At 72.0% G+C, this 13,739-nt stretch carries 17 protein-coding genes; 11 read left to right on the plus strand and 6 right to left on the minus strand.

Annotated features, from left to right (window positions below; all coding sequences use genetic code 11):
• Positions 1-51: 51 nt before the first annotated feature.
• Positions 52-1,074: a DUF3048 domain-containing protein gene (locus AC1DQF_RS12735; RefSeq protein WP_477525589.1), complete on the plus strand. Its 1,023-nt coding sequence runs from the start codon at positions 52-54 to the stop codon at positions 1,072-1,074.
• Positions 1,075-1,099: 25 nt separating this feature from the next.
• Here the strand turns inward: AC1DQF_RS12735 and AC1DQF_RS12740 are convergent, their stop codons facing one another.
• Positions 1,100-1,729, minus strand: coding sequence for a TetR/AcrR family transcriptional regulator (locus AC1DQF_RS12740; RefSeq protein WP_477525590.1), 630 nt, complete (start codon positions 1,727-1,729; stop codon positions 1,100-1,102).
• A 50-nt stretch (positions 1,730-1,779) separates the two neighbouring features.
• Between AC1DQF_RS12740 and AC1DQF_RS12745 the strand changes: the two genes are divergently transcribed.
• From AC1DQF_RS12745 to AC1DQF_RS12755, 3 genes are read left to right on the plus strand one after another with little or no spacing between them, the layout of a single operon-like run.
• Entirely contained in the window at positions 1,780-2,343 is a 564-nt protein-coding gene (locus tag AC1DQF_RS12745; RefSeq protein WP_477525591.1) for a YqgE/AlgH family protein, read from the plus strand.
• 26 nt (positions 2,344-2,369) lie between these two features.
• Complete coding sequence (locus tag AC1DQF_RS12750; RefSeq protein ID WP_457205984.1) at positions 2,370-2,654, plus strand: DUF3039 domain-containing protein; 285 nt, start codon at positions 2,370-2,372, stop codon at positions 2,652-2,654.
• Positions 2,651-4,435 (plus strand): DEAD/DEAH box helicase, encoded by a 1,785-nt coding sequence (locus AC1DQF_RS12755; RefSeq protein WP_477525592.1) that lies wholly within the window; start codon positions 2,651-2,653, stop codon positions 4,433-4,435. The genes AC1DQF_RS12750 and AC1DQF_RS12755 overlap by 4 nt, the downstream gene beginning before the upstream one ends.
• Positions 4,436-4,513: 78 nt before the next feature.
• Here AC1DQF_RS12755 and AC1DQF_RS12760 read toward each other — a convergent pair whose 3' ends face one another.
• Entirely contained in the window at positions 4,514-6,031 is a 1,518-nt protein-coding gene (locus AC1DQF_RS12760) for a calcium-binding protein (protein WP_477525593.1), read from the minus strand.
• Positions 6,032-6,143: 112 nt separating this feature from the next.
• Here AC1DQF_RS12760 and AC1DQF_RS12765 point away from each other — a divergent pair, with 112 nt between their 5' ends.
• Positions 6,144-6,794: an IclR family transcriptional regulator gene (locus tag AC1DQF_RS12765; protein ID WP_477525594.1), complete on the plus strand. Its 651-nt coding sequence runs from the start codon at positions 6,144-6,146 to the stop codon at positions 6,792-6,794.
• Here the strand turns inward: AC1DQF_RS12765 and AC1DQF_RS12770 are convergent.
• Positions 6,784-7,263 (minus strand): winged helix-turn-helix transcriptional regulator, encoded by a 480-nt coding sequence (locus tag AC1DQF_RS12770; RefSeq protein WP_477525595.1) that lies wholly within the window; start codon positions 7,261-7,263, stop codon positions 6,784-6,786. The two genes, AC1DQF_RS12765 and AC1DQF_RS12770, sit on opposite strands and share 11 nt — an antisense overlap.
• A gap of 55 nt (positions 7,264-7,318) precedes the next feature.
• Here AC1DQF_RS12770 and AC1DQF_RS12775 point away from each other — a divergent pair, with 55 nt between their 5' ends.
• On the plus strand, positions 7,319-7,855 hold the full coding sequence (locus tag AC1DQF_RS12775; protein ID WP_477525596.1) for a PaaI family thioesterase: 537 nt from the start codon (positions 7,319-7,321) through the stop codon (positions 7,853-7,855).
• Between the two features lie 6 nt (positions 7,856-7,861).
• On the opposite strand, the gene AC1DQF_RS12780 is transcribed toward AC1DQF_RS12775, so the two are convergent.
• Positions 7,862-8,323: an Lrp/AsnC family transcriptional regulator gene (locus AC1DQF_RS12780; RefSeq protein ID WP_477525597.1), complete on the minus strand. Its 462-nt coding sequence runs from the start codon at positions 8,321-8,323 to the stop codon at positions 7,862-7,864.
• Between the two features lie 81 nt (positions 8,324-8,404).
• Between AC1DQF_RS12780 and hppD the strand changes: the two genes are divergently transcribed.
• The gene (gene hppD / locus AC1DQF_RS12785) at positions 8,405-9,631 is read left to right on the plus strand and encodes a 4-hydroxyphenylpyruvate dioxygenase (protein ID WP_477525598.1); all 1,227 of its coding nucleotides are present in this window, start codon (positions 8,405-8,407) and stop codon (positions 9,629-9,631) included.
• Positions 9,632-9,682: 51 nt separating this feature from the next.
• On the opposite strand, the gene AC1DQF_RS12790 is transcribed toward hppD, so the two are convergent.
• The gene (locus AC1DQF_RS12790; protein WP_477525599.1) at positions 9,683-10,573 is read right to left on the minus strand and encodes an oxygenase MpaB family protein; all 891 of its coding nucleotides are present in this window, start codon (positions 10,571-10,573) and stop codon (positions 9,683-9,685) included.
• 106 nt (positions 10,574-10,679) lie between these two features.
• Here AC1DQF_RS12790 and AC1DQF_RS12795 point away from each other — a divergent pair, with 106 nt between their 5' ends.
• The 3 genes from AC1DQF_RS12795 to AC1DQF_RS12805 are packed head-to-tail and all read left to right on the plus strand — an operon-like array spanning position 10,680 to position 12,364.
• Positions 10,680-11,321, plus strand: coding sequence for a DUF2975 domain-containing protein (locus AC1DQF_RS12795; RefSeq protein ID WP_477525600.1), 642 nt, complete (start codon positions 10,680-10,682; stop codon positions 11,319-11,321).
• Positions 11,321-11,563, plus strand: a complete 243-nt coding sequence (locus AC1DQF_RS12800; protein WP_477525601.1) for a helix-turn-helix domain-containing protein — start codon at positions 11,321-11,323, stop codon at positions 11,561-11,563. Before AC1DQF_RS12795 ends, AC1DQF_RS12800 begins: the two co-directional genes overlap by 1 nt.
• A gap of 12 nt (positions 11,564-11,575) precedes the next feature.
• Positions 11,576-12,364 (plus strand): hypothetical protein, encoded by a 789-nt coding sequence (locus AC1DQF_RS12805; protein WP_477525602.1) that lies wholly within the window; start codon positions 11,576-11,578, stop codon positions 12,362-12,364.
• Between the two features lie 21 nt (positions 12,365-12,385).
• Here AC1DQF_RS12805 and AC1DQF_RS12810 read toward each other — a convergent pair whose 3' ends face one another.
• A complete protein-coding gene (locus AC1DQF_RS12810; RefSeq protein ID WP_477525603.1) occupies positions 12,386-12,985 on the minus strand; it encodes a LysE/ArgO family amino acid transporter in 600 nt (199 codons plus the stop codon).
• 72 nt (positions 12,986-13,057) lie between these two features.
• Here AC1DQF_RS12810 and AC1DQF_RS12815 point away from each other — a divergent pair.
• Positions 13,058-13,739 (plus strand): ArgP/LysG family DNA-binding transcriptional regulator (locus AC1DQF_RS12815; RefSeq protein WP_477525604.1); only part of this gene is annotated, 682 nt, incomplete at its 3' end.

Genomic DNA, 13,739 nt, shown 5'->3' on the forward strand with positions numbered 1-13,739 from the left:
GCCGTCACACTTGATGGCGTTCGACCCGCACACCCCCGATCGGAGTCCCCCGTGCTTCCCCGACTTCCCCGTCGCCTGCGCCACACCGCCGCGACCCTGGCCCTCGCCTCCCTGCTGCTCGCCGGGTGCGGTGGTGACGAGGAGCCGACCAGCGCGCCGGCACCGGCCGACGAGACCAGTGCCACCACTGCCGCCGAGGAGCCGGAGGAGCCGGCCCTGTGGCCGCTGACCGGTCTCCCCATGAAGGGTGACGGTCCGGCCAACCCCGTCATCGTCACCAAGGTCGACAACACCCCGTCGAGCTCACCCCAGATCGGGCTCGGCCAGGCCGACATGGTGGTGGAGGAGCTCGTCGAGGGCGGCGTGACCCGGCTGGCCGCGTTCTACTACTCGCAGCTGCCCAAGGTCGTCGGCCCGGTCCGCTCCATGCGGGCCAGCGACATCGGCATCGTCCCGACCGGCGCCCACGTGGTCACCAGCGGTGCGGCCGCCGTGACCCTGGGCCGGATCAACAAGGCCGGGATCCCGTTCGTCACCGAGGGCGCCAAGGGCGTCTACCGCGACGACGCCCGCCCCGCGCCGTACAACCTGTTCGCCGACCTCAAGACCATCGCCGGTGGGATCAAGGGCGGCGACGCCCCCGAGCCCTACCTCGCGTTCGGCGAGGAGGGCGACTTCTCCGGTGGCAAGCCCGCCTCGACCATCTCGGCGGCCTTCGGCAACCACACGACGACCTGGCAGTTCCAGGGCGGGAAGTACGTCAACACCAACTCGTACGCCGCCCAGGGCGACGTGTTCCCGGCCGACAGCGTCCTGGCGCTGCGGGTGCAGATCGGGGACGCGGGCTACCGCGACCCGGCCGGCTACCCCGTCCCGGAGACCAAGTTCGAGGGCAAGGGCCAGGCGGTGCTGTTCCACGACGGCAAGGTCGTGCGCGGCACCTGGACCAAGGACGGGCTCACCGGCGCCATCGAGCTGACCGGTCCCCAGGGCGGCAAGATGACCGTGCCCGCCGGCCACACCTGGGTCGAGCTGGTCCCCGCGGACGCGGGCGACCTCACCTGGAGCAAGTGACCCGGCTCGCCACGCCGGGGGACGCTCAGCGAGCGTCCACGACGGAGCGGAGCCCGGCCAGGACGTGGGCGACCGCGACCTCCACGCGCGACGCCTCGGTCGCCGGTTCGTCGCTGGTGGCCACCGACTCGCCCGCCGAGGACAGGGCGCCGAAGAAGATCCGTGCGAAGGTCAGCAGCAGGGCCTCGTCCGTCGCCCACGCCCGGGTCGGCAGCACCACGCGCACGATCTCCACGACCGGGGCGAAGGTCGAGCGCTCCTCGTGCTCCCGAAAGCGCTCGATGCCGAGGACCGACGGGCCGTCCAGGACCACGACCCGGCGGTAGTCGGGTCGCTGGACGGCCTCGAGGAACGCCCGCACCCCGGCGTCGGCCTTGTCCCAGGGGTCCTCCTCGGCGTCCAGTGCCGTCTGGATCGCCCGACCCGCGGTGGCCTCGACGCCTCCGAAGACGGCCTCGAACAGCGCCTGCTTGCCCGAGAAGTGGTGGTAGAGCGCGCCCTTGGTGACCCGGGCGCCGGCGACGACCTGGTCGAGGGGGGTGGCGGCGTACCCCTGGGTGGCGAACAGCCCCTCGGCCACGTCGACCAGGGCCTGCCGCGTCGAGGCGGAGTACTGCTGCCGCCGGTTCGTGACGACGGGTACCCGGGGAGACATCTCGGCAGTGTAGGCACCGGTCGTCGCCCCCGATCGGCCATGATGGATCCATGACCGACGTCGTTCCCGGGATGCTGCTGCTCGCGACGCCCGGGCTCACCGACCCCAACTTCGTGCACACGGTGGTCCTGCTGCTCAACGCCGACGAGGAGGGCGTCCTCGGGGTGGTCCTCGATCGCCCGTCGCAGGTGCCGGTCGCCGAGATCGACGAGATCGGGGCGTGGAGTCCCTTGCTCACCTCGCCGGAGGTCCTCTACCGGGGCGGTCCGGTCAGCGTGGAGGGGGCCATCGCGGTGGCGATGCTGCGCGACGTCGACGACCAGCCGGTCGGGTTCCGGTCGGTGCAGGGCCGGCTCGGCATCGTGGACCTCGACACACCCGTCGCGCTCTTCGAGGGCAGCCTGGTCGGCATGCGGATCTTCGCCGGGTACGCCGGGTGGGACGCCGACCAGCTCCAGGGCGAGATCGAGCGGGGGGACTGGTACGTCGTCGCAGGCGAGCCCGCCGACTTCTTCCGTGAGGACCCCTCCGAGCTGTGGCGCGACGTGATGCAGCGCCAGCCCGGCCGACTGGCGTGGCACTCCACACGCCCGGTCGACCCCGACCTCAACTGACCTCGGACTGACCTAGACTGGCCCGCATGAGCACCATCGGATTCTCGCCCGGCGCCGAGACGATCGAGGACCGTCGCACCCTGCCGACCGACGATGGCGACCACGAGCGGTTCAGCCACTACGTCCCCAAGGACAAGCTCACCGAGGCGATGGTGATGGGCACCCCCGTCATCGCCCTGTGCGGCAAGGTCTGGGTCCCCTCCCGGGCACCGGAGAAGTTCCCGGTGTGCCCGGAGTGCAAGGAGATCTGGGACTCGATCAAGCCCGGCGGGGATGGTTCCGGCGACGGCAACCAGGGCCCCGACGCGTGACGGGGCGGTACGACGCCGTACCCCCCGCCCCGGTGCTCGCGCCGGCCTGGCCGGAGCGTGCGGCCTGGGGCACGGCGCCCCTGCTGCGTGCCTGGCAGCAGTCGGCCATGGAGCGCTACCTGGCTGCCAACCCGCGTGACTTCCTCGCCGTCGCCACACCCGGGGCCGGCAAGACGACCTTCGCCCTGACGGTCGCTGCCGACCTGCTCGGTCGCCGCGTGGTCGACCGGATCACCATCGTCGCGCCCACCGAGCACCTCAAGACGCAGTGGGCGGAGGCCGCCGCCAAGGCGGGCATCCCCATCGACCCGACGTACTCCGCGGGCAAGGGCAAGACGTCCCAGGACTACGTCGGCATCGCGGTGACCTACGCCGGCGTGGCAGTCAACCCGCTCGCCATGCGGATCCGCACGGAGCGCTTCAAGACGCTGGTCATCCTCGACGAGATCCACCACGCGGGCGACGCGCTGTCGTGGGGGGAGGGCGTCCGTGAGGCCTTCGAGCCCGCCGCGCGCCGGCTCGCCCTCACCGGCACCCCGTTCCGCTCCGACGTCAACCCGATCCCGTTCGTGACCTACGCGCCCGGCGACGACGGGATCCCGCGCTCGGTGGCCGACTTCACCTACGGCTACGCCCACGCGCTGGCCGACCACGTCGTGCGCCCGGTCCTGTTCATGGCCTACTCGGGCGAGATGACCTGGCGCACCCGGGCCGGCGACGAGATCGCCGCCCGCCTCGGCGAGCCGCTCACCAAGGACATGCACGCGCAGGCGCTGCGTACCGCCCTCGACCCGGCGGGCTCCTGGATCCCGTCGGTGCTCCAGGCCGCCGACAAGCGTCTCGCGGAGGTACGCCGCCACGTCCCCGACGCGGGTGGGCTCGTCATCGCCTCCGACCAGGAGAAGGCGCGCGCCTACGCCGGACTGCTCAAGAAGATCACCGGTGAGTCGCCGACGCTGGTCCTCTCCGACGAGAAGGCGTCGTCGAAGAAGATCAGCCAGTTCAGCGACTCCGACAAGCGCTGGATGGTCGCGGTGCGGATGGTCTCGGAGGGCGTCGACGTGCCCCGGCTGGCCGTCGGCGTGTGGGCGACGATGACCTCGACCCCGCTGTTCTTCGCCCAGGCCGTCGGCCGCTTCGTCCGGGCCCGGTCGCGCGGCGAGACGGCGTCGGTGTTCCTGCCGTCGGTGCCGCACCTGCTCGGCTACGCCTCCGAGCTGGAGGTCGAGCGCGACCACGTGCTGGGCCGCAGGATCACCGACGAGGACGACATCTTCGCCGCCGAGAACGACCTGCTCGCCGCCGCGAACGCCAGTGAGGCGGCGTCCGGCGAGCTCGAGATGTCGTGGGAGGCGCTGGGGTCGACGGCGTCCTTCGACCGGGTCCTCTACGACGGCGGCGAGTTCGGGCACTCCGGCGAGGTGCACGTCGGCTCGGAGGAGGAGATGGACTTCCTCGGCATCCCGGGTCTCCTCGAGGCCGACCAGGTGCGCGAGCTCCTGCACTCGCGCCAGTCCGAGCGCGCCATCAAGCAGAAGGCCGCCCGACCGGAGGCCGACACGGTGGCCGAGGTGTCCACCCACGAGCACCTCGCGATCCTGCGCCGCGAGCTCAACGGACTGGTCGCCGCCTGGCACCACCGCACCGGTCAGGCGCACGGCATCACCCACTCGACGCTCCGCAAGGAGTGCGGGGGACCAGCCGCCGCGGTGGCCAGCGCCGACCAGCTGCACGAGCGGATCAACCGGATCCGCGAGTGGGCCGTTCGCAAGACCTCCTGACCCACGGCCGGCCGGGATGTGGGCCGGCCGCCGCCCGCGGGTGCGGACGACGGCCGGCGTGGACCCGAGCGGTGTGGGTCAGCGCTCGACGTTCCGGCGACGCTCGACAGAGAAGGCCTTGTCGGTGCCCTTGCCGCCGTTGGCACGGTCGAAGCCGAGCCCGCCGACGAGCACGTCGTTGCCGAGGTGGCCCAGCAGGCGGTCGTTGCCCTTGTCACCCTGGACGCGGTCGTTGCCGGTGTTGCCGCCGAGCTCGTCGTTGCCCTCGCCGCCGCGGACCTTGTCGTTGCCGGCGTTGCCCCGGGCGCGGTCGTCGTCGTCACCGCCGAAGACGACGTCGTCGCCGCCCATCGCGTTGATGAGGTCCTCGCCCTTGTTGCCGAACAGTCGGTCGTTGCCGGACGTGCCGGAGATGGTGTCCGCGTCCTTGCCACCGCGGGCGACCATCGTGGCGCCGGTGCAGGTCAGGGCGGGGGCGTTGTCGAGGTCGGCGCCGTAGCCGATGGTGTCGGCACCGGCCCGGCCCACGGCCCAGATCGAGCAGCCCTGGAGGTCGAGGACGTTGCCGGCGTCGGTGCCCTTGACTGTCACACGGGCGCTGACGGCGTCGACGTTCTCGACGTCGGTGACGCGCTGGTCGGCCGTCACATCGGGGTCACCGGTCTCGAACTGGCCGCTCCTGAGGTCCAGCAGGATCTCGTCGTAGTCGAAGGCGACCTGGAACAGGTCCGTGCCGTCACCGCCGGACCACGTCGAGCCGTCGAGCACGCGCGAGCGCACCGTCATGGTGTCGTCGCCGCCGGCCATGTCGACCTTGACGGTCGTGGGGGTGGCGCCGCCTGCCGGGTCGCGCACGACGAAGGTCTCGGCCGCGTCGGTGCCCGTGAAGCCCACCGAGGAGGCGGTCGAGTCGACGACGTACGTCGCGACGGAGCCGCTCCACGTCAGGGCGGCGCCGCCGCCCCGTTCGACCCTCCGGGCGGCCGCCGCGATCGAGACGACCCCGCCGTCGCTGTCGGCCAGGGTGTCGGCGCCCTCGCCGAAGTCGACGCTCCCGCCGGCGGCCTGGGTGCCGTGCCAGTCGAGGACGTCGTCGCCGTCGCCGAGGTCGATCTTGGCCCCGTTGGGCTGACCGGCGGTCCCGCTGCCCACGCCGTCGTCGCCGGCACCGGTCGCGATCGTGTCGGCGCCGGCTCCGGTGGAGACCTGGTCGGAGGCTGCGCCGCCGGTGTACCTGTCGTCCCCGGCCCCCAGCGAGGTCGTCAGGGTCGCCGCGGCGGGCAGCGTGGAAGCGTCGACGGAGTCGTTGCCCTCACCCGCGTCGACAGTGGTGGCGGCGGTGGTGGCGGTGCCGGGGAGCACGCAGATGGTGTCCGCGCCGGCCAGGGCGGTGACGGCGGAGCCGAGGGTGGCGGCGATGACGTCGTCGCCCGGCGTGCCGGTGACGCTGGTCTGGCCGCTGCCGTCGATGGTCACGGCCTTGCCCTGGCAGGTGACTGCAGCAGCGGCTTGCGCTCCGGGCGAGGTGAGCAGCGCTGCCGCGATGAGAGCCGTGGTCCCCGTGGCGGCGAACGTGCGGCTTACATGGTGATGCATGGGTTCTCCCTCTGATCGTTCGGTGTGTGAACACCCCGTCTCGGGGCGGTGCGAAGAGCACTCAGGGGTGTGACGACGGTCGCCGCTAGATGGTTGTCACTACATTGAGGACATGGCCGCCGAAACCTCACAGACACTCGACCGGGGGCTGCGGGTGCTCGAGGTCCTTGCCGAGTCGCCCAACGGCCTCACCGTCACCGAGCTCTCGCTCCTGCTGGAGGTGAACCGGACGGTCGTCTACCGGTTGGTCAGCACCCTGGAGCAGCACGGGCTGGTCCGGCGTGACGGTCGCGGACGCCTGTTCGTGGGGCTCGGCGTGCTGCACCTGGCCTCCGCCGTGCAGCCGCTGCTGCGCGACCTCGCGGTCCCGGTGCTCCGCAGCCTGGCCGACGCGATCGGYTGCACGGCCCACCTGACCGTCGCCGACGGCGACGAGGCGCTCGCGCTCGCCGTGGTCGAGCCCTCCTGGACCGACTTCCACGTGTCCTACCGGGTCGGTGCCCGCCACGCGCTCACCCAGGGCGCTGCCGGAAAGGCGATCCTGCTGGCCCGCGAGAACGGCCGGGCCTACGTCGTGACCACCGGCGAGCTGCAGTCGGGCGCGCAGGGGCTCTCCGCCCCCGTCCGTGGCGTCGACGGGCTCGAGGCGTCGGTCGGCGTCGTGACCCTCGGCGGCGGCATCGACGAGGGTGTCGTGGCTCCGCGGGTGCTGGCGGCCGCCGAGTCGGTCCGGCTCGCGCTGGTCGGCGACGTCAGCCGCTGAACGGCCGGATCCCGGGCCCCGGGCGCGTCGCCACGTCGCGGCGCCCGGTGACCTCGTGGCCCTCGCGGCAGCGGAGCACGAGGTCCACCTCCGCACCGCAGCCCACGTGCGCGAACTCGACCGGCGACCCCTCGGGGTCGGCGAGGTACCGGTCGCCCCACTGGCGCACGGCGACGAGCACGGGGTAGAGGTCGAAGCCCTTGTCGGTCGGGCGGTACTCGTGGCGCTCGCGCTGGCCGGGCTCGCGGTAGGGCACCTTGCGCAGGATGTCAGCGTCGACGAGCAGGGCGAGGCGGTCGGTGAGGACCTGTCGCGGCATGCCGGAGTGGCGGCGCATGTCGTCGAAGCGGCGTACGCCGTTGAACACCTCGCGCAGCACGACGAAGGTCCAGCGCTCGCCGAGCACCTCCATGGCGCGGCCGACCGTGCAGTTGTCGGTGGACCAGGCGAGGGCGGCGGGTGTGCTCACAGCCACACCCTAGGTCTCGTTGACAGACTCAGCAAGCAGGTGCAAGGCTGCATCCATGACCCAGACCCAGGCCACGGTGCAGGATCGTCCCGACCACGGGGACTTCGCGACCGACTCCCGCACGATCGAGTGGGCCCGGCCCGGCCAGGGCGACCTGGACCGGGTGCTGGCCGCCACCGGCCTCGAGCAGCTGGAGATGATGGCCGCGGGCGAGCTGCCCCGTCCGCCGATCATGGACACGCTCGGCATGACCGGATTCCACCCCGCAGAGGGTCGCGTCGTCGTCGAGATGCCGGCGCAGACCTTCCACTACAACCCGCTTGGTGGGGTCCACGGCGGCGTCATCTCCACGCTCCTGGACACCGCGGCCGCCTGCGCGGTCCACTCCACGCTGGCGGTGGGGGAGATGTACACCTCCCTCGACCTCACCGTGAAGTTCCTGCGCCCGGTCACCGCCGACTCGGGCCTGCTGACCTGCGAGGGCACGGTGCTCCAGCGCGGACGGCGTACGGCGCTCGCGCAGGCCGAGCTGCGTGACGCCGCCGGCAAGGTCGTGGCCCACGCCATCTCCAGCTGCATGATCTTCAGCTGAGCGCCCTCAGCCGACGGTCGACCTCGCCAGGGGCAGGACCCGGTACGGGATCTGGGTGGCCAGCGCGATGACCGTCGTGCAGCGCTCGATCCCGGGCTCGGCGAGCACCCGGTCGATCACCCGCTGGAGGTCGGCGTTGGACTGCGCCACCACGCGCGCCCACATGTCGCCGGCCCCGGTGATCGTGTACGCCTCCAGCACCTCGGCGATGCCGGCCAGGTGCGTCGCCACCGCGTCATGGCCCGATCCCTGGCGGATCTCCAGGGTCAGGAAGGCCATCACGGGGAAGCCCAGCGCCTCCGGCGAGAGGTCCGGCCCCCAGCCGGTCACCACCCCGCTGGTGGCGAGCTTGTCGAGCCGCGCCTGGGCGGTGCCGCGGGCCACGCCGAGCCGGCGCGACGCCTCCAGGACGCCGATGCGCGGCTCGTGGGCGAAGAGCTCGATCAATCTGCGGTCCAGGTCGTCCACGGGGTGCGCTCCTACTGTGCAGGTTGACCAGTGTTTCGGCGTACTGTTGCACACTCTGTCGATCATCGGCACGCTGTGTGCATGACTTCGACGACTGATCAGCCCTCCACCGGCGCCGCCCTCACCACCGACGAGCTCAAGGCGGACCTCACCCTCGAGCAGCTGCGGCAGCTCGTGGGCCTCGTGGAGTACGACGAGGACAGCGACGTCTTCCCGGTCACCGGCTGGGACTCGATCGTCTTCGTGGTCGGCAACGCGACCCAGACCGCGCACTACTACCAGTCCGCGTGGGGCATGAAGCTCGAGGCCTACTCCGGTCCCGAGAACGGCAACCGCGACCACAAGTCCTTCGTCCTGCGCTCCGGCTCGATCCGGTTCGTCATCAACGGCGCGGTCGACCCCGACAGCCCGCTCGTCGAGCACCACCGCCGCCACGGCGACGGTGTCGTCGACATCGCCCTCGAGGTCCCGGACGTCGACAAGTGCATCGCCCAGGCCCGCAAGGCCGGCGCGACCGTCGTCCGCGACGTCGAGGAGATCTCCGACGAGCACGGCACGATCCGGATCGCGGCCATCGCGACGTACGGCGAGACTCGGCACACGCTGGTCGACCGCTCCCGGTACACCGGCCCCTACCTGCCCGGGTACGTCGCCAAGGCCAGCACCTTCGAGACCAGGGCCGGCCAGCCCAAGCGGCTCTTCCAGGCGCTGGACCACATCGTCGGCAACGTCGAGCTCGGCCGGATGGACCAGTGGGTCGAGTTCTACAACAAGGTCATGGGCTTCACGAACATGGCCGAGTTCATCGGCGACGACATCGCCACCGACTACTCGGCGCTCATGTCCAAGGTCGTCGCCAACGGCAACCACCGGGTGAAGTTCCCGCTCAACGAGCCGGCGATCGCGAAGAAGAAGTCGCAGATCGACGAGTACCTCGAGTTCTACCGCGGTGCCGGCGCCCAGCACCTCGCCGTGGCCACCAACGACATCCTCTCCTCGGTCGACGCGCTGCGCGCCAACGGCGTGGAGTTCCTCGACACCCCCGACTCCTACTACGAGGACCCCGAGCTGCGCGAGCGCATCGGCAACGTCCGGGTTCCGATCGAGGAGCTGCAGAAGCGCAAGATCCTCGTCGACCGCGACGAGGACGGCTACCTCCTCCAGATCTTCACCAAGCCGCTCGGCGACCGGCCGACGGTGTTCTTCGAGCTGATCGAGCGGCACGGCTCGCTCGGCTTCGGCAAGGGCAACTTCAAGGCGCTCTTCGAGGCCATCGAGCGAGAGCAGGACGCCCGCGGAAACCTCTGAGGCAGCCCTGCGATCACCGGGTAGCCGGTGGTTCCTGGAGGCCCTGACGGTTCAGGCCGGGGCGGGAGCCGCCGCCGACGCACGGAGCTCGTGCGCCTCGTCGACCCCGGAGGACATCGCCCACCGGATGGTGCCGGTGGCCAGCGTGCCCAGCGCCTTGACGACAGTGCGTTCGGAGACCGGCAGCCAGGGCAGGCGCAGGGGGCGCCGGGTCCACCGGGGCATCAGGGCGATGCCGGCAGCCATCAGCACGGCGTAGGCCGGGCGGGCGGCGAGCGGCAGGTCCGGGTGCAGGACCAGGAAGCGGACCGCTGCGCGGGCCTCGTCGGTGGCGCGCAGCTCGGGACGGAAGTCGTCGAGCACCGTCCGCAGCTCGGCGAGCGTGGTCGGCGGGTCGACCACCCCGAGCCTGCCGGCCACCAGCGAGGCCTGGGCGACGTAGGCGTCGCAGCCGGCCTCGTCGAGCGGCCGGGCGCCGTACGTCTGGTGGGCGAGCAGGAAGCTGTCGACCTCCGCGGCGTGCACCCAGGCGAGCAGGTGCGGGTCGGAGGCGGCGTACGGCGTGCCGTCGGGCATCGTGCCCGTCACCCGCTCGTGGATGGCACGGACCGCGCGGATGGCTTGCTCGGCGTGGTCGACGGTGCCGAACGTGGTGACTGCGAGGAACTGGCTGGTGCGCGCCAGGCGTCCCCACATGTCGCCCCGGTAGCCCGAGTGGTCGGCGACGGCCTGCATCGCGGCGGGGTGCATGGTCTGCAGGAGGATCGCGCGGATCCCGCCGATGAACATGGACGCGTCCGCGTGCACCCGGACGATCTCGGAGTCGGCGTCGAACCAGCGCGGGCCGGCCGTGCCGTGGATGCGCTCGCGCGCCCGGGGACCGTCCGGTCCCGCGACGCGCCGGAAGATCTCGTGGCCGAGCCGCACGCGGAGGGGGGTCATGCCCCGACCCTACGAGGGGGTCGGAAGGCGGCGGCAGTCGTTGACATGTCGAAAAACGATGCCCTATCGTCTGTCGATAACATCGAAGATCGATATGGGGGACTTCATGACCGGCAGCCGTACCAGTGACCCGCTCCGCACGCTCGAGATCCTGGTCGGGGTCATCGTCGGCCTGATGACGGTGCTGGCCTGCGTCGCGGCCGTCGGGGCGGTCGTGGGAAGCGGTTCGGTCCCGGGGCTGACCACCGAGGTCTGCGTGGCGACCTCACCCGACGGGCAGCAGGGCTTCCGCCGGGTGGAGGGGGAGTCGACCGGACCCGTGGGTCTGGAGGACGGGATCACCTGGCGCGTCGACGGGGTGCAGATCTGCGACCCCGAGCCCGACGGGGCCATGCGGGCCCTCGCGGGCGTCGGGCTGACCGTGTGGGTGGTCGCCCCGCTGCTCTTCTTCGGGCTGCTCTGGCGGCTGCTGCGCCGCGCCCGCCGCGAGGGCGTCTTCGCCGACCGGGTCCCGGCGGGGCTGCGGCTGCTGGGTGGACTCCTGCTCGGCTGGGCGGCGCTCGACTTCGTGGTGACCGGTTTCGTCAACGCCGCGCTGCTCAACCGGATGACCGACGACGGGCTGGTGCTCTTCTCCTCCGGGGACGCCCCCTGGCTGCTCGTGCTCCTCGGCATCGCGCTGCTGGCGCTCGAGCGGGTGATGGCCCAGGCGGTGGACCTGCGCCACGACGTCGAGGCCACGATCTGATGGCACGACGTACGACCCCGGCCGCTGAGTCGGACGAGCCGCACGGCGTGTCGGTCCACCTCGACGCCGTGCTGGCCGCCCGGGGAATGACCCTCACCGAGCTGGCCGACAGGGTCGGCGTGACCGTGGTCAACCTCAGCGTCCTCAAGAACGGCCGGGCCAAGGCGGTGCGCTTCTCGACGCTCACGCAGATCTGCCGGGCGCTCGAGTGCCAACCGGGCGACATCCTGCGCGTGGACTGACAGGCTCCTCCCATGATGATCCGGCCCGCCGAGCTGGCGGCGATCAAGGCAGGCACGGTCGACCTCGCGTTCCGGCGCTGGGCGAGGCCCCGCGTGGCGGTCGGCACGAGGATGCGTACGTCGGTGGGCGTCCTCGAGGTGACCTCGGTGGAGCGGGCCRGCAGGATCACCGCCGAGGACGCCCGGCGTGCGGGCGCGACGTCGCTGGCGGCGCTGCGCCAGGCGCTGGGCGCGCGACCCGACGAGCCGGCCTGGCGGATCGGCCTGGTGTGGGCGGGTCCGGACCCGCGCGAGGCGCTGCGGGAGTCCGTCCCGGACGCGGACGAGATCGCGGTGATCGACGCCCGCCTCGCCCRCCTCGACCAGGCGTCGTCGTACGGCGCGTGGACCCGCGAGACCCTGGACCTCATCGACCTCAACCCCACGGTCCGCGCCCCGGACCTGGCTGCCCGGGTGGGGCGGGAGACGGCCGACTTCAAGAAGGACGTCCGCAAGCTCAAGGAGCTCGGGCTGACCGAGTCGCTGGACATCGGCTACCTGCTGTCGCCACGCGGCCGGGCGGTCGTCGACGCCGGCCTCCCGGCGCCCCGGGAGCGGGCGCCCCGGCCCACCGGGACCGCGATGCCCCGGATCGGGGCTCCGGCCACCCGGGCCCTGCGGGCGGAGGGGATCACCACCCTCGAGCAGGTGGCCGAGCGGACGGAGGCCGAGCTCGCCGCCCTCCACGGTGTCGGCCCGCTCGCGATCGGTCGGCTGCGTGACGCGCTCGCCGAGCACGGCCTCGCCTTCGCTCCGGAGTGACCCGGAGCGGGCGAGCCCGGCTCAGTGCACCAGCAGGCCGACGCCCAGCGCGCCCATGACCACGGCGATGCCCGAGTCCAGCACCCGCCAGGCCGACGGCCGGGCGAAGAGGCCGCGCAGGGCACGCGCCCCGAAGCCGAGCGTGGGGAACCAGATCAGGCTGGAGGCGATCGCGCCCGCGCAGAACCACCAGCGGTGGTCACCGAAGCTGTTGGCGACGGTGCCGAGCATGACGATGGCGTCCAGGTAGAAGTGCGGGTTGAGCCACGTGAGGGCCAGCGTCAGCAGGACCGCGCGGCGTACGGACATGGTCGTGCCACCCTCGGCATCGAGCGCCACCGGACGCCACGCGCGCATGGCCGACTGGACCCCGAAGGCCAGCAGGTAGAGCCCTCCGCCGATCTGCGCCACCGGCAGCACGCCGGGCCAGCGCTCGAGGACGAACCCGAAGCCGGCGACGCCGGCGGTGATCGCGACGATGTCGGAGAGCATGCAGACCGCGATCACGGGCAGCACGTGCTCGCCGCGGATCCCCTGGCGGAGGACGAACGCGTTCTGGGCGCCGACGGCGACGATCAGGGCGAGACCGGTCAGGACACCGGTGAGGAAGATGCTCAACATGTGTAGAACGCTAGGTCGGAAGGTGACTTCAATCCAGCGAAGTATTCTGAGGAATCATTAGACTCTCTTAGTATGAAAGACGTCACCCAGATCGACCCTGTGGCCCTGCGCACACTCGCGACCGCGGTCCGGCTCGGCACCTTCGAGGCCACTGCCCGGGAGCTGCACGTCACCCCCTCCGCGGTGAGCCAGCGGATCAAGGCGCTGGAGACCCACGTCGGCCGGGTGCTGGTGCACCGGGTCAAGCCCCTGGCGGCGACCGAGGCGGGACAGGTGCTGGTCCGGCTCGCGGCCCAGACCGAGCTCCTCGAGCGCGAGGCGGTCGCCGAGCTGCTCGAGGGCGAGGACCCGGGGGAGGACGACCCGTTCGCCGCGGTGCCGATCGCGGTCAACGCCGACGCCCTCTACACCTGGCTCATCGACGCGCTCGTCGAGGTGCAGGCCGCGCACCGGGTCACCTTCGAGATCGTCCGCGAGGACCAGTCGCGCACCACCGAGCGGCTGCGTCGCGGCGACGTGATGGCCGCGGTCACCTCCGACCCGAGGCCGGTGCCCGGCTGCCGGGTGGTCCGCCTGGGCTCGATGCGCTACCGGGCCGTGGCCACCCCGGCCTGGGTCGAGGCGCACCTCCCGGACGGCTCCTCCGCGGCCGCCCTGGGGCGGGTGCCGCTCATCGCCTTCGACCGCAACGACACCCAGCAGCACGACTTCCTGCGCAAGGTGACGCGTCGGCACCTGACGCCCCCGGTGACGT

It is taken from the genome of Nocardioides sp. P4_G4 (assembly GCF_056401085.1).